The organism is Pseudarthrobacter sp. RHLT1-30-1 (genome assembly GCF_059383415.1).
In genome coordinates this window covers 74110-97014 of sequence record NZ_JBWZCG010000012.1, presented here as the reverse complement: position 1 = coordinate 97014, position 22905 = coordinate 74110, and the positions used below count along the sequence as shown (strand labels likewise).

20 protein-coding genes and 2 pseudogenes are annotated in these 22905 nt (G+C 67.5%); 9 read left to right on the top strand and 13 right to left on the bottom strand.

Going from position 1 to position 22905, the window contains the following annotated elements:
* Positions 1–50: 50 nt before the first annotated feature.
* From ruvC to pdxT, 3 genes are read right to left on the bottom strand one after another with little or no spacing between them, the layout of a single operon-like run.
* The gene (gene ruvC, locus AC50YM_RS10850) at positions 51–638 is read right to left on the bottom strand and encodes a crossover junction endodeoxyribonuclease RuvC (protein WP_494956954.1); all 588 of its coding nucleotides are present in this window, start codon (positions 636–638) and stop codon (positions 51–53) included.
* On the bottom strand, positions 635–1390 hold the full coding sequence (locus tag AC50YM_RS10845) for a YebC/PmpR family DNA-binding transcriptional regulator (protein ID WP_494956953.1): 756 nt from the start codon (positions 1388–1390) through the stop codon (positions 635–637). Before AC50YM_RS10845 ends, ruvC begins: the two co-directional genes overlap by 4 nt.
* A gap of 3 nt (positions 1391–1393) precedes the next feature.
* The gene (pdxT, locus tag AC50YM_RS10840; protein WP_494956952.1) at positions 1394–2095 is read right to left on the bottom strand and encodes a pyridoxal 5'-phosphate synthase glutaminase subunit PdxT; all 702 of its coding nucleotides are present in this window, start codon (positions 2093–2095) and stop codon (positions 1394–1396) included.
* An 81-nt stretch (positions 2096–2176) separates the two neighbouring features.
* On the opposite strand from pdxT, the gene AC50YM_RS10835 reads away from it, so the two are divergent.
* Both AC50YM_RS10835 and AC50YM_RS10830 read left to right on the top strand, forming a co-directional pair.
* Positions 2177–3481, top strand: a complete 1305-nt coding sequence (locus AC50YM_RS10835; protein WP_494956951.1) for a Mur ligase family protein — start codon at positions 2177–2179, stop codon at positions 3479–3481.
* The gene (locus AC50YM_RS10830; protein ID WP_494956950.1) at positions 3478–4284 is read left to right on the top strand and encodes a type 1 glutamine amidotransferase; all 807 of its coding nucleotides are present in this window, start codon (positions 3478–3480) and stop codon (positions 4282–4284) included. The genes AC50YM_RS10835 and AC50YM_RS10830 overlap by 4 nt, the downstream gene beginning before the upstream one ends.
* A 111-nt stretch (positions 4285–4395) precedes the next feature.
* On the opposite strand, the gene AC50YM_RS10825 is transcribed toward AC50YM_RS10830, so the two are convergent.
* Positions 4396–5274 (bottom strand): hypothetical protein, encoded by an 879-nt coding sequence (locus AC50YM_RS10825; protein WP_494956949.1) that lies wholly within the window; start codon positions 5272–5274, stop codon positions 4396–4398.
* Between the two features lie 79 nt (positions 5275–5353).
* Between AC50YM_RS10825 and AC50YM_RS10820 the strand changes: the two are divergent.
* Positions 5354–5855 (top strand): annotated as a pseudogene (locus AC50YM_RS10820) (GNAT family N-acetyltransferase).
* 108 nt (positions 5856–5963) lie between these two features.
* On the opposite strand, the gene AC50YM_RS10815 reads toward AC50YM_RS10820, so the two are convergent.
* A complete protein-coding gene (locus AC50YM_RS10815) occupies positions 5964–6800 on the bottom strand; it encodes an alpha/beta fold hydrolase (RefSeq protein ID WP_494956948.1) in 837 nt (278 codons plus the stop codon).
* 21 nt (positions 6801–6821) lie between these two features.
* Positions 6822–8126 (bottom strand): CapA family protein, encoded by a 1305-nt coding sequence (locus tag AC50YM_RS10810; RefSeq protein WP_494956947.1) that lies wholly within the window; start codon positions 8124–8126, stop codon positions 6822–6824.
* 82 nt (positions 8127–8208) lie between these two features.
* On the opposite strand from AC50YM_RS10810, the gene AC50YM_RS10805 reads away from it, so the two are divergent.
* Positions 8209–10221 carry a M3 family metallopeptidase gene (locus AC50YM_RS10805; RefSeq protein WP_494956946.1) on the top strand — a complete coding sequence of 671 codons (2013 nt, stop codon included), beginning with the start codon at positions 8209–8211 and terminating at the stop codon, positions 10219–10221.
* A gap of 75 nt (positions 10222–10296) precedes the next feature.
* Here AC50YM_RS10805 and pdxS read toward each other — a convergent pair.
* From pdxS to AC50YM_RS10775, 6 genes and pseudogenes are all read right to left on the bottom strand, one after another.
* Positions 10297–11094, bottom strand: a pseudogene (pdxS, locus tag AC50YM_RS10800) (pyridoxal 5'-phosphate synthase lyase subunit PdxS); the annotation flags it as partial.
* 171 nt (positions 11095–11265) lie between these two features.
* On the bottom strand, positions 11266–11904 hold the full coding sequence (pgsA, locus tag AC50YM_RS10795) for a phosphatidylinositol phosphate synthase (protein WP_494956945.1): 639 nt from the start codon (positions 11902–11904) through the stop codon (positions 11266–11268).
* Entirely contained in the window at positions 11894–12529 is a 636-nt protein-coding gene (locus tag AC50YM_RS10790; RefSeq protein ID WP_494956944.1) for an HIT family protein, read from the bottom strand. The genes pgsA and AC50YM_RS10790 overlap by 11 nt, the downstream gene beginning before the upstream one ends.
* Positions 12530–12549: 20 nt before the next feature.
* Positions 12550–14559 (bottom strand): threonine--tRNA ligase, encoded by a 2010-nt coding sequence (thrS, locus tag AC50YM_RS10785; RefSeq protein WP_494956943.1) that lies wholly within the window; start codon positions 14557–14559, stop codon positions 12550–12552.
* A gap of 106 nt (positions 14560–14665) precedes the next feature.
* The gene (locus AC50YM_RS10780; RefSeq protein ID WP_494956942.1) at positions 14666–18166 is read right to left on the bottom strand and encodes a DNA polymerase III subunit alpha; all 3501 of its coding nucleotides are present in this window, start codon (positions 18164–18166) and stop codon (positions 14666–14668) included.
* Positions 18163–18495, bottom strand: coding sequence for a DUF6504 family protein (locus AC50YM_RS10775; protein WP_494956941.1), 333 nt, complete (start codon positions 18493–18495; stop codon positions 18163–18165). Before AC50YM_RS10775 ends, AC50YM_RS10780 begins: the two co-directional genes overlap by 4 nt.
* A gap of 144 nt (positions 18496–18639) precedes the next feature.
* On the opposite strand from AC50YM_RS10775, the gene AC50YM_RS10770 reads away from it, so the two are divergent.
* Positions 18640–19026: a hypothetical protein gene (locus AC50YM_RS10770; protein ID WP_494956940.1), complete on the top strand. Its 387-nt coding sequence runs from the start codon at positions 18640–18642 to the stop codon at positions 19024–19026.
* A gap of 33 nt (positions 19027–19059) precedes the next feature.
* On the opposite strand, the gene AC50YM_RS10765 is transcribed toward AC50YM_RS10770, so the two are convergent.
* Positions 19060–19386: a chorismate mutase gene (locus AC50YM_RS10765; protein WP_494956982.1), complete on the bottom strand. Its 327-nt coding sequence runs from the start codon at positions 19384–19386 to the stop codon at positions 19060–19062.
* 14 nt (positions 19387–19400) lie between these two features.
* Between AC50YM_RS10765 and AC50YM_RS10760 the strand changes: the two genes are divergently transcribed.
* From AC50YM_RS10760 to AC50YM_RS10745, 4 genes are all read left to right on the top strand, one after another.
* The gene (locus AC50YM_RS10760; protein WP_494956939.1) at positions 19401–19823 is read left to right on the top strand and encodes a VOC family protein; all 423 of its coding nucleotides are present in this window, start codon (positions 19401–19403) and stop codon (positions 19821–19823) included.
* Positions 19824–19948: 125 nt separating this feature from the next.
* Positions 19949–20785 (top strand): alpha/beta hydrolase, encoded by an 837-nt coding sequence (locus tag AC50YM_RS10755; RefSeq protein ID WP_494956938.1) that lies wholly within the window; start codon positions 19949–19951, stop codon positions 20783–20785.
* A gap of 174 nt (positions 20786–20959) precedes the next feature.
* A complete protein-coding gene (locus AC50YM_RS10750; protein WP_494956937.1) occupies positions 20960–22216 on the top strand; it encodes a sensor histidine kinase in 1257 nt (418 codons plus the stop codon).
* On the top strand, positions 22213–22869 hold the full coding sequence (locus AC50YM_RS10745) for a response regulator (protein WP_494956936.1): 657 nt from the start codon (positions 22213–22215) through the stop codon (positions 22867–22869). The genes AC50YM_RS10750 and AC50YM_RS10745 overlap by 4 nt, the downstream gene beginning before the upstream one ends.
* The last annotated feature ends 36 nt before the right edge of the window (positions 22870–22905 follow it).

Here is a 22905-nt window from a genome sequence, read left to right as displayed (position 1 = left end):
AACATATCTACGAATACCCTACCAAGTTCTGCGGCGGCAGAGTCGGACATTCAGCGTGTGCGGCGCGCTTTGGCCTCGGCGTCCGCCCATACGCGCTGGGCCGGTGTCAGGGACTGGCTCCCCGGTCCGGTGGTGGCTGCGCCCTTGTCGGAAGTGCCGATGCCGGCCCGCCAGGCGTGGGTGATGGCCAGCGCGAGGGCGTCGGCGGCGTCGGCGGGGCGCGGCGGGGCGTCGAGCCGGAGAATCTTGGTGACCAGCTTGGTGACCGCATCCTTGTTGGAGGTACCGCTGCCGGTGACGGCTGCCTTGACCTCGGACGGGGTGTGCAGCGCCACCGGGATGCCGCGGCGGGCGGCGGCGGCGATCACGACGCCGGAGGCCTGGGCAACGCCCATCACGGTGCTGACATTGAGCTGCGAGAAGACGCGTTCGACGGCGAGGACGTGCGGTTCGTACTGGTCCAACCACTCATCGATGGAGGTGGCGATGACCAGCAGGCGCTGGTCCAGGCTTTCCTCAGGGGACGTACCGACGACGCCGAACGCCACCATGGTGGCGCGGCGGTTCTTCTCGACGTCCACGACGCCGATCCCGCAGCGGGTGAGGCCCGGATCGACGCCGAGGACGCGCAGGGTCACTCGGCTTCCAGTGCGGCCTGCACTTCGTCGCTGAGGTCAGCGTTGCTGTACACGTTCTGGACGTCGTCGAGTTCCTCGAGGGCGTCCACGAGCTTCAGGAACTTCTTGGCGGCGTCGAGGTCGAGCGGCACCTGCATGGAGGGCACAAATTCGGCCTCGTCGGTTTCGTAGTCGATCCCGGCGTCCTTGAGCGCATCCCGGATGGCCTGGAGGTCGGTCGGCTCGGAGTGGATCTCGAAGCTGTCACCGTTGTCCTTGACTTCGTCGGCACCGGCGTCGAGCACGGCCATCAGGACGTCGTCCTCACTCAGTCCGTTCTTCGGCAGCGAGACGACACCCTTGCGGGAGAAGAGGTAGCTGACCGAGCCGGGGTCGGCGATGGTGCCGCCGTTGCGGGAGATGGCGAGCCGGACCTCGGAGGCGGCCCGGTTCTTGTTGTCCGTGAGGCATTCGATCAGCAGCGCCGAGCCCTGCGGCCCGCGGCATTCGTACATGATCTCGGTGTAGTCCACGACTTCGCCGGTGAGGCCCGCGCCGCGCTTGATGGCGCGGTCGATGTTGTCAGCGGGGACCGAGGTCTTTTTGGCCTTGGTGACGGCGAGTTCCAGGCCGGGGTTGCCGGCGAGGTCCGGGCCGCCCATGCGCGCGGCAACTTCGATGTTCTTGATCAGCTTGGCGAACGACTTGGCCCGGCGGCTGTCGAGGATGGCCTTCTTGTGCTTGGTCGTCGCCCATTTGGAGTGGCCTGACATGCTTTACGCGTCTCCTCTGATCATTCGGATAAACAATTCGTGCACGCGCTTCTCCCCCGTCACTTCCGGGTGGAAGGAAGTGGCCAGCAGCTTGCCGGACCGCACTGCAACAATTCTAGCCGTCCCGGCCAGCGCCTCGGGGTGGGACGCCCTGGACGGCTCCACTTTCGCAAGCACCTCGACGCCGTCGCCGACGCGTTCCACCCAGGGTCCGCGGATGAAGACCGCGTGGACCGGGGCCACGCCGTCGGCGGTCGCGCTGAAGTCGAGGCCGCTGAAATCGAGATCCGTTTCGAAGGACTCGCGCTGCCGGCCGAAGGCGTTCCGGCGGACGGTGATGTCGAGGCCGCCAAACGTCTGCTGCGGGTTGCCGGCAAGGTCCTTCGCGGGGTCGGTGATCTCCTCGGCGAGGAGGATCATCCCGGCGCACGAGCCGTAGACCGGCAGTCCGTCCTGGATCCGTTGACGCAGCGGGTCGCGGAGCCCGAAGGCGCGGGACAGCTTGTCGATGGTGGTCGATTCGCCGCCGGGAATGATCAGGCCATCGAGGCCGTCGAGTTCGGCCGGCCGGCGGACGCTGATGCCGGTGGCACCGGCGGCTTCCACCGCGTGCAGGTGTTCGCGGAAGTCACCCTGGAGGGCCAGGACGCCGATCCGGAAGCCTGCACCCACACCGGAGGAAGGCGCAGTAGAGGGGTTGGTCATCGAACCAGCATAGTGGCCGCGACTTATGCCCCGCCGCTTCCCGGCGGGCTTCCGTGCTGCCGCTGGGATATATTACAAAGCATGTTTTACTTCAGCGTTCCGCTCGGCAAGCTCGTCCGCCGGGTCTCCCGGCTTAGGGGCGGAGGCTCGGCCCTTCCCGGGCTCGTCGTCGAAAAGATCGACCCCGGCTTCATGCGCCGGACACTGTCCACGCTGCCGCACGGCGTCGCCGTCGTCAGCGGCACGAACGGCAAGACCACCACCACCAAGATGGTGGTGGAACTGCTCGAGAGCCAGGGCCTGAAGGTCTTCACCAACCGCACCGGCAGCAACTTCACCCGCGGTGTGGCCGCAGCGCTGCTTGGCGAAGTGGACTGGCGGGGACGGCTGCACGCCGACGTCGCCGTGCTGGAACTCGACGAGGCCCACGCGGTGCACTTCGTCAACCAGGTGCCGCCGCGCTACTGTCTCCTGCTCAACGTCCTGCGGGACCAACTGGACCGCTTCGGCGAGATCGACAAGACGGCGCAGCTGCTGCAGCACATCGCCTCCAAGACCACCGGAACGGTGGTGCTGAACCGGGAGGACCCGCGCGTCGCCCGAATCGCGGACTCGCTCAAGACAGACACGCTCAGCGGTCCCGAGGTCCTTTACTTTGGCCTGGATGACTCGCTGCTGAGCACCTTCCCCAACGACGACGAGATGCGCGCCGCGCCCGGCAGCCCGGTGCCGGCGGCTCCGGCCCGGCCGCACGCCGACGTCGTGCTGCGCCGGGTGGGTGCGGCGGACGCGGACTTTGAGTACGACGGCGTCACGGCCAGCACGGCGATGAAGCTCCGCGGCGTCTACAACATCTTCAACGCCGCGGCCGCGCTGACCCTGGCCCGGGCGATTGCGGTTGAGGACGGCGCCCAGGCGGACAACGAGGGCCTGCTGAAGGCCCTCGCCCAGGTGGCGCCGGCGTTCGGACGCGGCGAGAGCCTCGTCGTCGACGGCCTGCCGCTGGATCTGGTGCTGGTGAAGAACCCCAGCGGTTTCCGGCTGGGACTGAAGTCCTTTCCGGCCGCGGGTTACGCCACGATGATCGCGATCAACGACAATTACGCCGACGGCCGGGACATGTCCTGGCTCTGGGACGTTGAGTTCGACACCCTCCGCGAGGGCGGCGTGGACCAGCTCAGCGGCTCCCGGGCCTACGACATGGCGCTGCGGCTGCAGTACGACGACGTCGCGATCGGCGCGGTCAACACCGAGATCGCCCCCGCGCTGGCGGCCTTCATCAGCGGGGCCCGGGACAAACCGAAGCGGATCTTCTGCACTTACACAGCGATGCTGGCCATCCGCCGCGAGCTGTCCAAAATCACCACAGTGGAGGTGGTCTCATGACCCCCCAGAACGAATCCAACGGGTCCGGCGGGTCCAGGTTCTCTTTCGGGCACGAGCTGCCGCCCGAGGAACCCGAGGCACCCACCAAGGGAACCATCCGGGTCCTGCAGCTGTACCCGCGGGACATGAACATCTACGGCGACTGGGGCAACGCCCTGGTGCTGGCCCAGCGGCTGCGCTGGCACGGCTACACACCGGAGCTGCTTGAATACAACGTCGGCGACGCGTTTCCCGCGGACGTGGACCTGATCGTCGGCGGCGGCGGGCAGGACAGCGGCCAGCTGGTGATCCAGGATGACCTGCTGTCGCGCGAAACCGTCCTGAAGGAACTCGCCGAGGACGGCACGCCGATGCTGGTGATCTGCGGCCTGTACCAGCTGTTCGGGAAGTTCTTCAAGACCCGGACCGGGTCCGTCATCCCGGGGATCGGCATCCTGGACGTGGAGACGCACGGCACCGACGAGCGGCTGATCGGCAACGTGTCGGTATCCTCCCCCGAGTTCGGCACCGTGCTCGGCTATGAGAACCACAGCGGGCAGACCACCCTGGGTCCCGGCGTCGCGCCGCTGGGGAGCACCGCCAAAGGCACCGGCAACAACAGCCACGACGGCAAGGAAGGCGCCCGCTACCGGAACATCGTGGCGAGCTACCTGCACGGCTCCCTGCTGCCCAAGAACCCGGCGCTGGCCGACTTCCTCATCCGGACCGCCGTCGAGCGCAAGTACGGCAGCTTCTCCCCCGGCACCCCGGACGACAGCTACGCCGTCCTGGCCCGCGAACACGCCGCCCGCCGCCCGCGCTGAACCGGCGGCCGGACAGCGTCCAGTGGCAATCAGCCGGCGGACAGACATCGGCGTAGCGGCGGCCGGGCAGGCCACCGCGTTTGGCACAGTCCAGCGCCGGCCGGACGGTGGCTACCGTCCCCCGAACCAGCTCAGGTCCGCGCCCTCCGGGATTTCCCGCGCTTCAAGGGCCGGCTCCGCGATAAGGTCGGCGGCCAGCGCGGCGCTGCCTGCGACGATTGTCGAATCGAAATCAATCTCCGTGACCATGACCCAGGCCCGGTCGTCGGGCCAGAGCAGGCTGGGCGACTGCGGCCACCGCGGATCGTGGTGCCACGGCGCGTCGCGGACCCAGCCGGGATTGGCGAATAGGGCCGGGGCGGCGGAGAAGAGGAAATGACTGCGGCCGGGCAGCTCAAGCTTGGGACCGTTCACCACGCTGGCCGGCAACAGCCCGGAGCCGGGCCCGTCACCGCCCGCCGGCTCTGTTGCCAGGGTTGCGCCGGCACCGTCCAGGTGGAAGGTCAGCTCGCTGTAGCCCGCAGAACTCGTGAGACCTCCCCACCCCTCCCAGACGGCGGCGAAGCCGGCGCCCGGCGACGTCGTGTGCCGGCAGAGGACCGCCGCCAGCGAGGCGAGCACCTCGTTGTCCAGATTGCCCTGTTGCGGTTCACGGTAGCGCCAGCCGTCGGCGTCGAGGACTTCGCCATACGGTTCCGACGCCGGCCCCCGCAGGCGGTGGAACTGCGCCAGGGCGTGCATGGACGTGCCGAAAGTCCGGGCGACCGCGGACCAGGGAACCGCCTCGGTTTCGATCCCGGCGTCGACCAGCCCCGACCTGTCCTGCTGCCGCCAGGACCCCGACCGTGCGGGCCGGTCGCGGCTCGCCGGGTGGAACACGCGGGCGTAGGCGGCATAACCGTGCGGCACGACGCAATGCATGTCCGTCGCCCTGGGATCGAGGAGCGGCCCAATCCAGCGGGCTGCGTCTGCGTCGTGCACGGATTCCATGGCGTCAGCCTACTGCGGTGCGGCCAGCCGGTAGATTCTTGGATGAGCCGTTACAGATTCTGTGGAGAGGCAGTGCAGGATGATCCGGATTGAGCGGGACGACCCCGGGCGCGCGGACGTCCGGCAGCTCCTCAACGAGCACCTCGCGGACATGTTCGCCACTTCGCCCGCCGGGAGTGTCCATGCGCTGGATTCGGCCGCTCTCTCGGGACCGGCCGTCACCTTCTGGACCGCGCGCGAGGAATCAGCAGTGCTCGGCTGCGGAGCGCTGAAACAGTTGCAGACGGGTGGGGGCGGGATCCAGGCAGGGCGGGACGATGCAGGGAGAAATCAAGTCCATGCGCACCGCAGCCCACGCACGCGGCCGCGGCATCGCCACCGTTCTGCTGACCTACATCATGGCCGAGACCCGGCGCAACGGGTATCACCGCTTGTACCTCGAAACCGGGAGCCAGGACTTCTTCGCTCCGGCGCGTCGGCTGTACCAGCGTCACGGATTCAGCGTGTGCCCGCCCTTCGCCGATTACAGGGACGACCCCCACAGCGTGTACATGTGCCTGGACCTGGCCACCGGCGCTTAACCGGGTCCGGGTCCGCTACCGGACCAGGCGCCAGTCGTAGCCGCTCACGCCGCGCCCGCACCGGCATTCGCCCCAGCTTCCGCGCCGGCCGGCAGGCAGGCAGGCAGGTCAGCTTCGGCTGGTGAACGCCAGCACGTCCTGCGCGATCCGGCCGCTTGAGGCCGCCCCGACATGGCCCTTGCCCTCGTACCAGATGAGGGTGCAGTCCGGGATCAGCCCGGCAGTCTCCTGGGCGACCTCGCGGGGGAAGAACCGGTCCGAGCCTCCGCAGATCAGCAGGACCGGGCGCCGGATTTCCGGGAGCACGGCCCGGGAATTGAACGTCACCTCGCCCTGCACCTCGGTGAGGACATCCTGGGCCGGATAGTCTGATCCGCTGAGCAGACGTCGCTGGATGACCGGCCCAATCAGCCGCCGCAGCCACCGCACGCGGCGGCCGGGCAGCAGGTATTCGGCAAAGACCGTTCCGGCACCGTCCGTATCTCCTGCTGCCAGGGCCCGCGCCATTCGGAAATCGACGTCCTTGCCCCAGTCGCTCAGCTCCGCAGCGGTGACCACCATGGCCATGTGGTCGAACGATTCGGGATGCCGTGCGGCAAGATACTGGCCGATCATCCCGCCAAACGACTCAGCCAGGACGATGCCTACCCGGCCGCCGAAATCCTCTGCAATCAGCCGCGCATAGTCGTCCGCCATGTCGGCAATGGTGTGCCCGGGCGGCATGCCCCGGCGCCGGGTGACAATCCAGACCGAGTAACCGGCCTCAAGAAAGGGGTCGAACTGCCGCCGGAGCAGCCGGCGCAGTATCCCCTGCGGAACCGCGCTACCGGGGCCGCCCTGGATAAATAGCAAGCTTTTAGTTCCGTTGCCCCAGCTGAGGTAGTCCATGCCGTTGGGGAACGTCCCGTTCCGGGGTTCCCGGTCCGCCGTCGTTGCTCTGCCCACAAAGGCCTCCTGTCCTGCTGCTTACGGTTCCTTGGTAATGAGCAGTTCGTGGGCACCCGCGGCCGCGGCCCCCATCGATTCGACAACCGTCCGGGTACGCTGGTGGGTGGCCGCGTCGGCCGCGGCACTGGCGCACGGACCCTGCGGGGCGTCGGAGGCCACGGAACACCAGCGGTAGGGTCCCCGGACCATCACGGACGGCGCCCAGGCCAGATCAGAGGCGGCCCACTTGCCGGCGGCGTCCTGGCTGAATTGCGCCCGGACCAGCAGCCCCTCGTTGTTCACCACGTAGCTCGGCGAAAGTTCAGTGATCCCGTTGCCCAGGCCGTAAACAATCCAGGTCCCGTTGTACTGCTCGATCGGGAGCACCGAGTGCGAGTGGTGGCCATAGATCATGCTGAACTGGCCGCTGTCCGCGAGGGCGTGGGCCACGCTTTTCTGCTCGGCGTTGGGCACACTGGAGTACTCCTCGCCCGCGTGCATGGAGGCCACCACGATGTCCGCCCCCAGGTCCCGGGCCTTCTTAGCCTTGGCAATCATGACCTCGGGGTCGAGCATGTCCACCTGCCAGGCCGCCTCCGCGGCCTGCCCGTTCAGCCCGTACGTCGCATTGATCACGGCGATCCTGGCCGCGGCGGTCTGCAGGATCAGGACGCCCTCGGCCTCGGCCGCGGTCCGGTAGGAGCCGGTGTGCTGCATCCCGGCGGCGTCGAGGGCGTCCAGGGTGCGGGCCAGCCCTGCGGTGCCGCGGTCAACCGTGTGGTTGCTCGCGGTGGTGCAGGCCTGGTAGCCGACCTGCTGGGCTGCCGGGATGATCTGCGGCGGAACATTGAAGGAGGGGTAGGCGGAGAAGGGCCCGGTCGGGCCCGCCACGGGCGTCTCCAAGTGGCAGACCGCCAGGTCGCTCTTCTCGATGTACTTGCGCTGGCCTTCAAGCATCGGGCCGAAGTCCAGGCCCTTGGCCCCGGTGGCCAGAGCGTCCGCGCGGGCCTGCTCCCACAGCTGGGCATGGACCAGCATGTCCCCGGTCACCAACACAGACGTGCAGCGGACTGCTGCGCAATCCGGCCCTTTACCGGGAGTCGGCGTGGGCGTGGGGGTGCCCGACGGCGACGCTGCCGGCGCTGTTCCGGACGCTGTGTCCGATGCCGGGCCGGAAGCTTCTCCCGCTCCCGGGCCGGCGGCGCTTCCGCTGGCCGCCGGGGATCCGGAGGCATTGCTGTCCGTCTGGGCAGCGATCCCGCAGGAAGCCACGGAGGCCAGGAGTGAGACCGCAGCGGCGGCGGCCAGCAGACGGCCGCGCAGCGTGGGGATGATGGTAGGCATGGCGCCAATCCTACGTCGGCACGGGACACAACACGCCTGGCAGACCGTTGAGACTCGCTCCATTACATGAAAGAGTTATTTCATGATCAATCCCCTGATGAGCCCCAGCACCCTGCCCTACGGCCTGCCGCCGTTCGCGGACATTTCCGACGAGCACTACGCCGAAGCCGTTGAGGCCGGCCTCGCCGAGCATCTTGCGGAGATCCAGGCAATCGTGGACTCGCCGGAGCCCGCCTCCTTCGAAAACACCGCCGTGGCCATGGAGCGCTCCGGGCGGCTCCTGCAGCGTGCAGCGGCGTCTTTCTTTACCCTGGTCTCGGCCGACGCCTCGGACACCATCCGCGACCTCGAAACCACACTGTCCCCGCGTTTCTCGGCGCACCAGGACGCCGTCTACCTCAACCGCGGACTGTTCGAGCGGTTCGCTGCCATCAGCACCGACCAGCTCGACGGTGAGTCCGCCCGGCTGGTGGAGGAGTACGTCAAGGAATTCCGCCAGTCCGGCATCCAGCTCGACGACGCCGGCCAGGAACGGCTCAGGGCCGTCAACGCCGAGCTGTCCCGGCTCGGTACGGAGTTCGGCCAGCGGGTCAAGGAAGCGATGAAGTCCGCGGCGCTGCTGCTGGACGACGCAGCCGAGCTCGCCGGGCTGCCCGCCGACGATCTCGCCAGCGCCGCGGAAGCCGCCCGCACCGCCGGACACGAGGGCAAGTTCCTGCTGACCCTCATCCAGCCCAGCAACCAGCCCGCCCTCGCCGCCCTGGAGAACCGGGAGGTCCGCCGCCGCCTGTACCAGGCCTCCATTGGCCGCGGCAGCGACGGCAGCGCTCTCGACGTCCGGGACCTGGTCAAGGACATGGTGCGGCTCCGCGCCGAGAAGGCGACGCTGCTGGGCTTCGCGAACTACGCCGAACTGGTCGTGGACCAGCAGACCGCCCCGGACTTCGCGGCGGTGCAGGCCATGATGAACCGGCTGGCGCCGGCCGCCGTCCGGAACGCCGCCGCCGAGGCCGGGGCGCTGGCCGAAATCGCGGGGCACCCTCTTGAGGCCTGGGACTGGGCGTTTTACTCCGCCAAGGTCAAACGCGAACGGTACGCCGTGGACGAACAGGCCCTGCGACCCTACTTCGAGCTGGACCGGGTCCTCAACGACGGCGTGTTTTTCGCCGCCAACGCGCTCTACGGCATCACCTTCCACGAACGCGCCGACCTCACCGGCTACCACCCGGACGTGCGCGTCTGGGAGGTCCGCAACGCGGACGGCACCGGGCTGGGCCTGTTCCTGGGCGACTACTACACCCGCGAATCCAAGCGCGGCGGGGCCTGGATGAACTCCCTCGTGGACCAGTCCGGGCTGCTCAACACCCGGCCCGTGGTGATCAACAACCTGAACATCTCCCAGCCGCCGGCCGGGGAACCCACGCTCCTGACCCTGGATGAGCTGCGCACCACGTTCCACGAGTTCGGCCACGCCCTGCACGGACTGTTCTCGTCGGTCACCTATCCCCGGTTCTCCGGAACCTCCGTGCCGCGGGACTTTGTCGAGTACCCCTCGCAGGTGAACGAAATGTGGATCATGTGGCCGGAGGTGCTCGCCAACTATGCGCGGCACCACGCCACCGGCGAGGCACTGCCGCAGGACGTGGTGGACCGGCTCGACGCCGCGCAGCTCTGGGGCGAGGGGTTCGGCACCACCGAATACCTGGGCGCAGCCCTGCTGGACCTGGCCTGGCACGTGCTGGACAGCGCCGGGGTGCCTGAGGATGTCCTGGAGTTCGAGGCCAAGGCGCTGGCCGCGGCCGGAGTGGCGCACGACCTGATTCCGCCGCGCTACCGCACCGGCTACTTCCAGCACATCTTCGCCGGCGCCGGCTACGCCGCGGGCTATTACTCCTACATCTGGAGCGAGGTGCTCGACGCCGAGACGGTGGAATGGTTCAAGGACAACGGCGGCCTCACCCGGGCCAACGGCGATTTCTTCCGCGCCGAGCTGCTCTCCCGGGGCAACAGCCGCGACCCGCTGGATTCCTTTCGGGCCTTCCGTGGCCGCGACGCCGAACTCGAGCCGCTGCTCAAGCGCCGCGGCCTCGACTGACCCCTCATCGGCTGCTCCGTCACGGCCCTTTTGAGGCCTCATAAGGGCCGTCACGGAGCAATCGACGGGACAACAGACGACGGCGGCGGCACGCTGGGCCGGGTTGCCGGACTTGAAGATGCCGGAGCCGACGAAGACGCCGTCCGCGCCGAGCTGCATCATCATTGCGGCGTCGGCCGGGGTGGCGATGCCGCCGGCGGTGAACAGCACCACCGGGAGCTTGCCGGTGGCGGCAACTTCCTTGACCAGTTCGTACGGGGCCTGGAGTTCCTTGGCGGCGACGTAAAGCTCGTCCTCGGCCATGCCGGAGAGCCGGTTGATCTCCGCACGGATCTGGCGCATGTGCGTGGTGGCGTTGGAGACGTCGCCGGTGCCGGCCTCGCCCTTGGAGCGGATCATCGCCGCGCCCTCGTTGATCCGGCGCAGGGCCTCACCAAGGTTCGTGGCACCGCAGACGAAGGGAATCGTGAAGTTCCATTTGTCGATGTGGTGCGAGTAGTCGGCCGGGGTCAGGACCTCGGACTCGTCGATGTAATCCACGCCGAGGGTCTGGATGACCTGGGCCTCGACGAAGTGGCCGATCCGGACCTTCGCCATGACCGGGATGGACACGGCGGCGATGATCGCCTCGATCATGTCCGGATCGGACATCCGGGACACGCCGCCCTGGGCGCGGATGTCGGCGGGAACGCGTTCCAGCGCCATGACTGCGACGGCCCCGGCATCCTCAGCGATGCGGGCCTGCTCGACGTTGACGACGTCCATGATGACGCCGCCCTTGAGCATCTCCGCCATGCCGCGCTTGACGCGGTTGCTGCCCGTCACGCTCTTCGCGGACTGGCCGGCTTCGCTGCTTACCTCAGGTGTAGACACAAAAACCCCTATGGGTAGATAGATGACCTCGCCGGAGCGCGGACGGCACACAAATGCCGCTTCGCACACACCGGATTACCGGATCCATTGGCCGGTAGTGCTAATACTAGTCCCCCGCCGCGACCCGGCTGAATTCCGGTTACACCCTTGGGACCCGTCGGGGGTCCGGGTTCACGCGGCCTGTTCGGTGGTGGTGCCCTCGGTCTCCTCGAGCGACTGGCGGTGCACCCCGACGATCCGCTGGATGATCGTCACGAGGCTCGCGGCGGCGAGCAGGCAGAGCGTTACCAGCAGCACCACGGGGGGCAGGCCCAGTCCGGTGAAACCGGTGACGACGAGTACAGAAACCAGCCGCTCGGCGCGCTCGGCAATCCCGACATTGGCCTCGAAGCCCAGGGCCTCGGCCTTGGCGCGGGCATAGGAAACCACCATGCCCAGAACCAGGCAGACGATGGCGGCGATCGCGATGGGGGTGTCCGCCCCTCCGGTGAAGAACCAGACCGCGACGCCGGCGAACAGCGCGCCGTCGGCGACCCGGTCCAGGGTGGAGTCCAGGAAGTTGCCCCAGCGGCCGCCGCCTTTTTGCATCCGCGCCATGATGCCGTCGACGACGTCCGAAAAGATGAACGCGGTGATGAAGAGGGTGCCCCACCAGAGCTCGCCCAGCGGGTAGAACACCAGCGCACCGACCACGACGCCGAGCGTCCCGACGATGGTCACGGCGTCCGGGGAGACCCCGATCCGCAACAGCCAGCGGGCCAGCGGGGAAAACAGTGCGGTGAAGAAACCGCGTGCGTGCCTATTCAGCATCCGTCGCCCCGGCGGTCGCCTGTTCAGCATCCGTCGCCCCGGCGGTGGCCTGCGGCCAGGCGTCCGCGACCTGCTGGCGCACCTCGCCCAGGGTCTGGGTGATGGCCTTGGTCTGGGCGATGATCGGGAAGAAGTTGCCGTCCCCGCCCCAGCGCGGCACCACGTGCTGGTGCAGGTGCCCGGCGATCCCGGCGCCGCCGGTCACGCCCTGGTTCATCCCGAGGTTGAAGCCGGTGGGGTTGGCGACCTTGCGCAGCACGCGCATGGCCGTCTGGGTCAGCTCGGCGAATTCGGCCGTTTCCTCCACGGTCAGGTCCGTGTAGTCAGGAATGTGCCGGTAGGGACAGACCAGCAGGTGGCCGGGGTTGTACGGGAAAAGGTTCAGCACCACGTAGCTGGTCCGTCCGCGGTAGACGATCAGCGAATCGTCGTCCTCGCGTTCCGGCGCCACGCAGAACGGGCAGTCCTCCACGTTCTTGAACTGGTGCTGCCCGCCCTTGATGTACGCCATCCGGTGCGGAGTCCACAGGCGCTGGAACGCGTCCGGCACCCCGGCCAGGCCAAAGTCGTCGGTCACGCCGTCGTCCCCCGGGTACTCCGGGCCGGCCCCTGTGGTTTCCTGCATGCTTTGTTCTTCCCTGTCCGCTAGCTGGTCCGGTTGCGGACGGCGTCGACGATCCGCTGGACGGCCTCGGCCACCGGCACACCGTTGTCCTGGCTGCCGTCGCGGAAGCGGAAGGACACGGCGCCGGCTTCCGCGTCGTCGCCTCCGGCGATCAGCACGAACGGGATCTTGTCCTTGCTGGCGGTGCGGATCTTCTTCGGGAAGCGGTCCGAGGAGATGTCCACCTCTGCCCGGATGCCCGCGGCCTTGAGCTGGCCCACGACGTCGAACATGTAGTCATTGAATGCCTCGGCCACCGGAATGCCGACCACCTGCACGGGTGCCAGCCAGGCCGGGAAGGCCCCGGCGTAGTGCTCGGTGAGCACACCCATGAACCGTTCCACGGAACCGAACAGGGCGCGGTGGATCATCACCGGGCGCTGGCGGGTGCCGTCCGCGGCCTGGAACTCAAGTTCGAAGCGCTCGGGCAGGTTGAAGTCCAGCTGGATCGTGGACATCTGCCAGGTGCGGCCGAGGGCGTCCTTGGCCTGCACGGAGATCTTCGGGCCGTAGAACGCGGCGCCGCCCGGATCCGGGACCAGCTCCAGGCCGGAAGCCTCGGCCACTTCGGCCAGGGTGCGGGTGGCTTCGTCCCAGGTGGCGTCGTCGCCGACGAACTTGTCTTCGTTCTTGGTGGAGAGCTCGAGGTAGAAGTCGTCCAGGCCGTAATCCTTGAGCAGGCCCAGCACGAAGTTCAGCGTGGTGGTGAGCTCGTCCTTCATCTGCTCGCGGGTGCAGTAGATGTGGGCGTCGTCCTGGGTCATGCCGCGCACCCGGGTGAGGCCGTGCACGACGCCGGACTTCTCGTAGCGGTAGACGGAACCGAATTCGAACAGCCTTAGCGGCAGTTCACGGTAGGACCGGCCGCGGGACCGGAAAATCAGGTTGTGCATGGGACAGTTCATCGGCTTCAGGTAGTAGTCCTGGCCGGGTTTGCGTACGGTGCCGTCCTCGTTCAGTTCGGCGTCGATGTGCATCGGGGGGAACATGCCGTCGCGGTACCAGTCCAGGTGGCCGGAGACCTCGTAGAGGTGGCCCTTGGTGATGTGCGGCGTGTAGACGAAGTCGTAGCCGGCATCGACGTGGCGCTGGCGGGAGTAGTCCTCCATGGCCTTGCGGATGATGCCGCCCTTGGGGTGGAACACCGGCAGGCCCGAGCCCAGCTCGTCCGGGAAGGAGAACAGGTCCAGTTCGGCGCCAAGTTTGCGGTGGTCGCGGCGTTCGGCCTCGGCGATGCGCTCCTGGTAGGCCTTCAGGTCGTCCTTGGTCGGCCAGGCGGTGCCGTAGATGCGCTGCAGCTGCTGGTTGTTTTGGTTGCCCAGCCAGTAGGCGGCCGAGGACCGGGTCAGCGCGAAGGCGTTGGAGATGAGCTTGGTGTTCGGCAGGTGCGGGCCGCGGCACAGGTCGCACCAGATGGTGTCCCCGCTCTTGCGGTCCACGTTGTCGTAGATCGTGATGTCGCCGGCGCCGACCTCGACGTTGACCCCTTCACCGGCGTCGGCGGCGTTGTTCTTTTTGCCCAGCAGTTCGAGCTTGTAGGGCTCGTTTTTCATCGCTTCGCGGGCCTCGTCCTCGGACACCACGCGGCGGACGAACTTCTGGTTCTGGTTGATGATCTTGAGCATCATCTTTTCCAGGGCCTTCAGGTCTTCCGGGGTGAACGGCTCCTCGACGTCGAAGTCGAAGTAGAAGCCGTCGGTGATGTACGGGCCGATGCCCAGCTTGGCGTCGGGGCGCAGCTGCTGCACGGCCTGGGCCATCACGTGGGCGGTGGAGTGGCGCAGGACGTTGAGTCCGTCCGGGGAACCAATCGTGACGGCCTCGACCGTGGCGTCCTCGGGCAGCGGCTGGTCCAGGTCCTTCAGCTCGCCGTTGACGCGGGCCACCACGACGTCGCGGCGCTCAAAAAAGAGTTCCGCGCCGGTGGTCCCGGTAGCCACCTTGGTCTCTTCGCCATCGACGAGAAGGGTGATCTGCTGGGCATCTGACACGGGTGTCTCCTATTCAAAGTTAAGGCTTCGTAGCTTGTGGCGTACGGGGACCACAGCCAGCCTCGTCCATGCTATCGGTTTCTGCAGAGGCCAACCAACGCGCCGCTCAGCCTCCCAGCCCGGTAATGGCGAGGTTCCGGCTGATGCCCTCCAGCGGGCCGGGGGGCTCTGGTTCGCGGTATTCCGGGCTCCCGGACGCGGGGACCGGGAACGGCAGGGTCTCGGTGCGGCTCAGGTCCCAGGCCATGCTGGCGCTGATGCTGATCCCCCTGGGCCCGGTCCGCCGGGTGTTGCCCCGGATCAGCAGCAGCCGGGTCCCGAACAGCAGCGGCCCGGCCAGCTCCTGGGCCTCATGGAAGAACACCGAGTCCACACAGCCAGTGCCGTCGTCGATGCTGATGAAGACCACCCGGCGTCCTCCCCGCATCGGCGGGGTCTGGGTGGCGACCCGGACTCCGGCGACCAGCACCTCGGTGCCGTTGCGCAGGCCCAGCAGCTGGTCCGCGGTGGTGACCCCGAGCCGGTCCAGCAGCGGCCGGTGGCTGGCCATCAGGTGGTCGCTGACATCCACGGCCATCAGGTCCAGCTCGGCCCGGACGGTGTCCACCAGGGTGGGTGCCGGGAGCACGGCCTTGAGGTACTTCAGCTCGATGTCCCCCAGCGGCAGCGAAAGCTGCCCTTCGATCACCTCGAGGCCTTTGCGCTGCGGCCGGCTTTGCAGGGTCTGCAGGTGCTGGACCAGGTCGGCGCGGTTGGCGGTCCCGCCGGAGTCCCGGTGCAGGGAGTCAAAGGCACCAAGCTGGGCCAGCCGCTGGATGCTGGGTTTGCTCAGCCGGGATCTGGCCCGCAGGTCCGCGAGCGAGTCATAGGGCTGTCCCGCCACGATCCGTTTCAGCTCGGTTCCGGAGAGGCCGTAAATGCCGTTCAGGCTCAGCCGGATGCCCAGCTTGCCGCGGTCCGGGCCGGCGTCCACGCGTTCCACCCGGTACTCGGCGTGGCTGCGGTTGATGTCCAGGGGCAGGATCGGGATCCCCAGCCGCCGGGCCTCGGAGACCAGGAGCCGCTTGGGATACATCCCCGGATCGTGTTCCCACAGCCCGGCGAGGAAGGCCTCCGGATGGTGGGTCTTCAGCCAGGCCGACTGGTACGTGGGCACGGCAAAGGCGGCGCCGTGGGCCTTGCAGAACCCGAAACTGCCGAAGGCTTTAAGGGTCCCCCAGACCTTGTCCACCACCGCGGGGCTGTATCCCCTGGCCCGGGCCTCCTTCCGGAAGAAATCCTCCACCTTCCCTTCCAGGACCTCGTTGCCGAGGGCGCGGCGGAACTCGTCGGCACGGGCCAGCCCGCATCCGGTCATCACGTCAAAGGTTTTCAGGATCTGCTCATGGAACACGGTGACCCCGTGCGTCTCCTGGAGCACGGGTTTGAGGTCCGGGTGCGGATAGACCTCGGGGGCGAAGCCGTGCCGGTGTTCCAGGAAGGGCCGGACCATATCCGATTTCATCGGCCCGGGCCGGAACAGGGAGATGTCGATGATGAGGTCATTGAACTCCCGGGGGGCGAGTTTGCCGATCAGCTCCCGCTGCCCGGGTGATTCGATCTGGAAGCAGCCCAGGGTGTGGGTGCTGCGGATCAGCTCATAGGTGGGCTCGTCGTCGAGCGGCACGGCGTTGAGGTCGATCCGGCCGTCCTCGCCGATGTAGTCCGGTCCCGTCCCGCCGGGTCCCACCGGGTGGGCACCGGCGGCCACGACCTCGGCTTTGGAGGGATGCAGGCGGATCACTTCGCGGACGGCGAAGGCCATCGCGCTTTGCATCCGGACGCCGAGGACATCGAGTTTGAGCATGCCCATCGGGTCCATGTCGTGTTTGTCGAACTGGCTCATCGGCAGGCCCAGGCCGCTGGGCTGCACGGGGGTGCGGTCCAGCAGGGTGGCGTCGCCCAGGATCACCCCGCAGGGGTGCATGGAGATGTGGCGCGGCAGCCGGTCCAGCCGTTCGGTGAGGTCCACCAGCAGGTCCAGCTGCTGGTTCCCGCTGAAGTCCCGCTGCCCCACCCGGCCGGCGAATTCCTTCAGCTCGGGCTTCTCCTCGAGGGCCTCGCGGAAGTTCCGGGCCGAGAACCGCCACAACTGCTTGGCGATGTCCCCGATTTCGCCTTCCTCCATGCCCAGCGCCAGGCCGGCGTCGCGCACGGCACCGCGGGCGCGGTAGCCGTTTTGCATGCTCATCAGCGTGACGCGCCCGGAGCCGAAGCGTTCGAAGATCTTCCGGTACACGTTGTGCCGTTCGGCGCTTTCGACGTCGATGTCGATGTCCGGCAGGGTGGCGCGGTCCCGGGAGAGGAAGCGCTCGAAGATGAGGTCGTGCTGCAGCGGGTTCACCTGGCTGACATCGATCAGGAAGTTGACCAGGCTGGAGGCGCCCGAACCGCGGGCCGCCGCCCGGACACCCATGTCCAGGATCATCCGGGACACCTCGGCCACGGTCAGGAAGTACGCGGCGAAGCCCAGGCTGTCGATGATCCGCAGCTCGTGTTCCAGCCGCGAGCGCAGCTCCTCGGCGGGTTTGCCGGTGATCCCCGGGAACCTCCTGCTGATGCCTGCTTCGCAGCGCTGGGTGAGCTCCACGAGGGGGTCCCCGGCGATTCCGATCACCGAGGCTTCCGGGACCACGGGCTGCTTCCAGCCCATGTCCGCCACCGGGTCCATCCGGCAACGGTCCGCGAGCGCCTCGGTCTGGGCCAGCAGGCTCTTGAGGTCTGCGGAGCCGTACCCGGCGGCGTGCATAATCTCCTTGCCCAGCTGGTGCATCTGCGCCGCAGATTTCAGCCAGGCCTGCCCGTTGGGCTGGAGCAGCGGGGCGGCGGAGAGTTCGGGCAGCGATTTGAGCGTGCGGGCGGAATCCAGCACGTCCGCGGTGGCCGCCCCGTCCTCGGCGACATACCGCACGGCATTGCTCAGCACTGCGGGGACCCCGTGCTCGGCGGCGAGCTTGAGCATCCGCACCGCGTGGGCGGTGCTGAGCGGTTCGCCGGGCGGGCTGAGCTGGCTGACCACCTCGGCGGCGAGCGTGCCGGGCGGCATGGCATCGATCCAGCGTTTGAACAGGGTGCGGGGGCGCAGGTACCGCCGGCCGCCCATGGCACGTCCGACGTCGGAGTCCGGGCCGATCAGCACGGTGAGCACCGGCTTGAGGGTTTCCGGGTGCAGGGTGCGGGAGGCCAGCTCGGCCCGGGTCACGGCGGCCGGCACCGCTCCCCCGGCCTTCCCCGTGGTGCGGGCATGCGCATCGGAGATCAGCCGGCACAGTGCCCGGTACCCGGCGCCGTTGTTGTGACCGTGGGCCAGCACGACGACGCGTCCGCCGAGCTGGGTGCGGAGGTCGCCGTCGTCGTCGAAGACCGCAAGGTCAACGCCGACGATTGGGTCCAGCCCTGCCGCCATGCAGGCCTTCAGGTGCTTGACGGTCCCGTAGAGGCCGTCGCGGTCCGTGCAGGCGAGCGCCGTCGCCCCGTCCGCCGCTGCGGCGGCGGCCAGGTCATCGGGCCAGGAGACCCCGTAGTGGGCGCTGAAGGCGGTGGAGACGTGGAGATGGGTGAAGCTCATGCAGATGCGGGCTTTTTGAATGGACGCAGGGCGTCATGGATCCGCAGCAGCCGCCAGCGTCCGCTGCCGGTATGCCGGGTGAGGTCAAGGGTGAGGGTTTCAGCGTCGGGGGCATCCGCCTGGCGCACCTGGACCCGCCAGATCTCAGAGTCCACGAGTCCCGGGCCGCTCCCCAGGGGGGTGCGCTGTTCTTCCGCCCACCATTGGCGGCGCTCGTACCAGCGGTCCGGTTCGGCGCAGACGGCGTAGTGGCGGCCCGCCCAGTCAAGGCTCAGCGGCTGGCCGGAGGGTGTGCAGACGACGTCCACTGACTCGCTGAACATGCCCATTGCGCCTCTCCGACCTCACCAGCTGTGCCAAAACAACCGACAACTGTTCGAATATATCTTCGAATAACTCCAGTCTACGACGGTGCAGGGGCAAAACCTAGATCGGGGGTGGACGGACGCAGACGCAGGTAGCAGGATTGAGCCATGAGCTCCCATAACGCACTTCTCAAGCACGTCAGCATCGCCGCCGAGGACACGTCCCTGGTGGCGAAGTTCGATATAGACGGAAATATCCCCGGCCAGGGCGCCTACGTGGTGGGGCTTCTGGCCTCAACCCCGGATCATTCCCACCAGCGACGAATGGGGATCGAGTTCATGAACGGGGAGGCCGTGTCCTTCTACTGCTTCAGCCACGACGGCACGGAGGAGAACTTTGACCTCAAGGGCATCGATCACTCCGGCAACACCATCACCGGGCATTTTCCGATCAGCACCGTCATGGGCCTGGCCAAGGGACATCTCATGACGGCGTTCAGCGACTGCGACGGACGCGACTACCAGGCGAACGTGCCGGTGGAGGAAGCACTCTAGGGCTCCGGCCCCAGAGCTGGCTTTGCCCGGGGCCTAGGAGCTGGCTTTGTAGACTTCCAGTTCGAGCGTAATGAACGCGTCGATCATCGCCCGGTAGGTCTTCTCCACGAGGTCGACGTCGATGTCCTTCTGTTCCGCAGTGGCGCGGACATGTTCAAGGACCCGCTCCACGCGGCCGGGGGCCCGGACCTCGGCGCTGTCCGCCTTCAGGGTTCCGGCGATCCTGATCAGGCGCTCGCGGCGGCCGATCAGCGACACGATCTGCTCGTCCACCTCGTCAACGGCCACCCGCACGGCGGCGAGCTGGTCCCGGTCGGCCTTGGCAGCTTTTTCGTCTTGGTGATTTGTGGACATGTCCATGACAGTATCGAAAGATGCAGCCACGAGTCGATTTAATTTCGCTGGGGGTCCGCAGCGTCGACGCCTCCCGGAGTTTCTACGTGGATGGCCTGGGCTGGCCCGTCCACCGGGAAGTCCGCGGCGAAGTCCTGTTCATCCAGGCCAATCACGGCCTCGTCCTGACACTCTGGGATGCCGGGCAGATGCAGGCCGAAGCCGCCACCAATCCGCCGACCGGCAGTCCGAGCGTCACGCTGAGCCACAACGTGGGCAGCGCGGCCGAAGTCGACCGGGTGATGGCGGAGGCCGAGTCGGCCGGAGCGGCCATCATCGCGGCACCGAAGACCCAGTCCTGGGGCGGCTACACCGGGTACTTCGCCGACCCTGACGGCTACCGGTGGGAGGTCGCCTTCAATCCCAGCTGGGGGGTCGACGGCGGCGGTACGGTGACGCTCTGAGCGCTCACCGGGATCCGGGAGCTCACCGGGATCCCGCCGCTGCGAAGGGGATCCTTGCCGATGACGGGCTGTCGACGTGGATCTCGGGGATCCGGTCACAACCGGCCGAGGCCCCACCGTTGGACGTGAAGAAGCTGCGTGCCGCACGCGTGCGGCCGATGGGCCCTGACCTGCCGCAGGTGGCGGACATTTCGGTGCCTGGCGACAACCCGGTGGGATTGCGTTTCTACCGCCCCAGCGCGCAGACGCTGCCCCTCATCATCTACGTCCATGGCGGGGCTTTCATTTTTGGGGACCTCGATTCCCATGACCGGACGTGCCGCCGCCTGGCCGTGGAAGCCAACGCCGCCGTACTGGCGGTCCACTACCGGCGAGCGCCTGAGCATCCGGCGCCGGCGGCTATCGACGATGTTGTCGCCGCGCTGAAATGGGCTCGCAGGCCAGCGGCCATCCTGGGTCCAATCACCCGTTCCCTTTCCCTTGCCGGCGACAGCGCCGGCGGCCTGATCGCCCTGCTGGCGGCCCAGCGGCTGGTCGCGGACGGCGTTGACCTCAGCGGGCTCCTGCTCGTCTGTCCCAATGCCGACCTGACACTGTCACAGCCCAGCGTTCGGCAGAAAGGGACAGGATGGGGACTGGACGCCAGGGCCTTGGCGTGGTCGCTGCAGCAGTGGGTACCGGACACGGATGCTGAACAACTCGAGGCGTGGAGCCCATTGCATGCCAGGTTCAGCGGCCTCCCAACCACTGTCATAGCCACTGCGGAACACGATCCGCTTCGTGATGAGGGTGAGGCTTTGGCCCAACGGCTGATTAGTGCCGGGACCACGGTCCACCACGTTCGGCATCCGGGCCTGGTCCACGGTTTCCTTAGCCTCGATACCGTGTCGCCGGCAGCATTGAGAGCCGGGAACAATCTGCTGCGGCAGTTTGGATCCACCATTCGCAACGGGCCCCGGTGACCCCGCCGCAGCGGACCACTACCCCGAACTGCTTTCCGAACCGTGCCCAGGGCGCCTTCGTCTCCCGCCCCTTCATCCATGCGGCTCATCCATGCGGCGGAACTTCGTCATCCTCCGGTGTGAACTCCATTGAAATGGCCCGAAATGCTGTGTGGGCCCGCTTAGGGTGAAGGCATGTTCAAGACCACCACGTATCTGCGGCTCCTCGCGGCACCGGCAACGGCCATGCTGCTCCTGGGGACACTCCTTGTCCTGGAGCAGCGCCATTTCGACCAGAACAGCGCCCTGCTGCTGGCGCTCCTCACGGGCATCGCTGTGGCCGAAAGCCTGCCGGCGGCCGCACTCGGGCTTGTATTCCTTGCCTTGGTCCTGCAGAGCGTCAAGGTTTTCCCGTTGGTCCTGCTCTCGGGCGTGCTCAGCTACGCTGCCGTTCCCGTGGTCATCTTTTTCGCCGTGGTCGGCTGGAAAACCCGGAACCGGTGGGTTCCACCCGTTGCTGCTGTCGCATTTGCCGGGATCACCGCGGTCAACTGGTTCACGGACCACACGTGGATCAACTTCCTTTTCGGCAACCAGCTGTACGGCCGGGGACTATTGCGGACCCTCACGTACGCCTTTCTGATCTTCGGGGCGTTCGCCGCCCTGAACCTCGCCGCCTGGGCCGTCGCCCTGGCAGTCAACAACGTCTCGCGGAGCCGGCGGGCGCAGCTCGCGGCGGAAGCGCGGCTCCGGGAAACGGCCACCGAACTTGCCGTGGAACAGGAACGCAACAGAATAGCCAGGGAGCTGCATGACGTCCTGGCCCATTCATTGACGGTCATCGTGGCGCAGGCCGACGGAATACGCTTCATCCACCGCGCAGAACCGGAATCTGTCGAGGAGGCGTCCAGGGTCATCGCCGACTCCGCGCGGACCGCGCTGGTCGAAACGCGCAGGCTGATCGAGGGATTCTCCACCGAGCTCACCGACCAGCCGGCCCAAAGGGTTGAGGATCTGGAAATTCTTGCCAAACGACTGGGCTCCAGCGGTATGCCCGTAGTGGTGGAAATGGCGGGACAACCGTGGGACCTGACCCCCACGCAGCACCTGACGGTCTACCGGCTGGCGCAGGAGAGCCTGACAAATGCCTTCAAGCACGGCAACCGGAGCCAGGGCGCGCACCTGCGCCTGCTGTGGACAGCAACGTCCCTGGAGCTCCGTGTCAGCTCGTCGCTCACCTGCCAGGCAGCGTCGGCGTCGCAGTCGCCGTCGGGCCGCGGGATTGCGGGAATGAATGCCCGGGCCGCCGCCGCGGGTGGCTGGGTCGAAACGATCCAGGGCGCGGGGAACTTCGAAGTGCTGGCGTTCCTCCCCTCGGCACGTCCCGACCAGCCTGCAGCTGCTGGACCGACAGGACCCGGCCTCCGCGTCCTGGAAGGAGCGAAGGCATGACCGCCGCACCCATCCGGCTTGCCCTGGCCGACGACCAGCCCCTGTTCAGTGCCGGACTCAAGATGATCCTGCGCAGCCAGCCGGATATGGATCTGGTCGGCGAGGCCGTCAACGGCGAGGATGCCGTCCGCCTTGTGCGGGAGACACGGCCCGATGTGCTGCTGATGGACATTCGGATGCCCGTCCTGGACGGAATCACAGCCACGAGGACCATCCTGGAATCGCCCGGCGGGGCCGCCACCAAGATCATTGTGCTGACCACCATCCAGCATGACGAAGCCGTCGTCCGGGCCATCCAGGCCGGCGCCGCCGGCTTCCTGACCAAGGACACCACTCCCGACTTCCTGCTGGCCGCCATCCGGACGGTCCACTCGGGCCACTCGGTCATCGCCCCTGCCATCACCAACGAACTGCTGCGCGACTACACCACTCCGTCAACCGGGAACGACGCCGTGCTGGCAGACCTGTCGGGGCGCGAACGCGATGTGTTCTTGCTGACCGCCAAAGGACTGGGCAACGCGGAAATCGCGGCCTCCCTCGTGCTGAGCGAGGCGACGGTGAAGTCCCACGTGGGCAGCATCCTGGCGAAACTCAAGCTGAAAAACCGGATCCAGCTCGTCGCTTTCGCCTACGAAAACAAGGTACTCAACTAGCCCCGGTAACGCCGTTCATCTATCGAGGCCTTCGCG

Bases quoted from the DNA above. Each gene is read 5' to 3' on its own strand.
- AC50YM_RS10745 (WP_494956936.1), top strand. From the start codon at position 22,213: ATGACCGCCGCACCCATCCGGCTTGCCCTGGCCGACGACCAGCCCCTG.
- AC50YM_RS10765 (WP_494956982.1), bottom strand. From the start codon at position 19,386: ATGGACATGTCCACAAATCACCAAGACGAAAAAGCTGCCAAGGCCGAC.
- AC50YM_RS10845 (WP_494956953.1), bottom strand. From the start codon at position 1,390: ATGTCAGGCCACTCCAAATGGGCGACGACCAAGCACAAGAAGGCCATC.
- pdxT (WP_494956952.1), bottom strand. From the start codon at position 2,095: ATGACCAACCCCTCTACTGCGCCTTCCTCCGGTGTGGGTGCAGGCTTC.
- AC50YM_RS10810 (WP_494956947.1), bottom strand. From the start codon at position 8,126: ATGCCTACCATCATCCCCACGCTGCGCGGCCGTCTGCTGGCCGCCGCC.
- AC50YM_RS10750 (WP_494956937.1), top strand. From the start codon at position 20,960: ATGTTCAAGACCACCACGTATCTGCGGCTCCTCGCGGCACCGGCAACG.
- AC50YM_RS10760 (WP_494956939.1), top strand. From the start codon at position 19,401: ATGCAGCCACGAGTCGATTTAATTTCGCTGGGGGTCCGCAGCGTCGAC.
- AC50YM_RS10830 (WP_494956950.1), top strand. From the start codon at position 3,478: ATGACCCCCCAGAACGAATCCAACGGGTCCGGCGGGTCCAGGTTCTCT.
- AC50YM_RS10805 (WP_494956946.1), top strand. From the start codon at position 8,209: ATGATCAATCCCCTGATGAGCCCCAGCACCCTGCCCTACGGCCTGCCG.
- AC50YM_RS10790 (WP_494956944.1), bottom strand. From the start codon at position 12,529: ATGCAGGAAACCACAGGGGCCGGCCCGGAGTACCCGGGGGACGACGGC.
- AC50YM_RS10775 (WP_494956941.1), bottom strand. From the start codon at position 18,495: ATGGGCATGTTCAGCGAGTCAGTGGACGTCGTCTGCACACCCTCCGGC.
- AC50YM_RS10780 (WP_494956942.1), bottom strand. From the start codon at position 18,166: ATGAGCTTCACCCATCTCCACGTCTCCACCGCCTTCAGCGCCCACTAC.
- AC50YM_RS10835 (WP_494956951.1), top strand. From the start codon at position 2,177: ATGTTTTACTTCAGCGTTCCGCTCGGCAAGCTCGTCCGCCGGGTCTCC.
- AC50YM_RS10825 (WP_494956949.1), bottom strand. From the start codon at position 5,274: ATGGAATCCGTGCACGACGCAGACGCAGCCCGCTGGATTGGGCCGCTC.
- pgsA (WP_494956945.1), bottom strand. From the start codon at position 11,904: ATGCTGAATAGGCACGCACGCGGTTTCTTCACCGCACTGTTTTCCCCG.
- AC50YM_RS10770 (WP_494956940.1), top strand. From the start codon at position 18,640: ATGAGCTCCCATAACGCACTTCTCAAGCACGTCAGCATCGCCGCCGAG.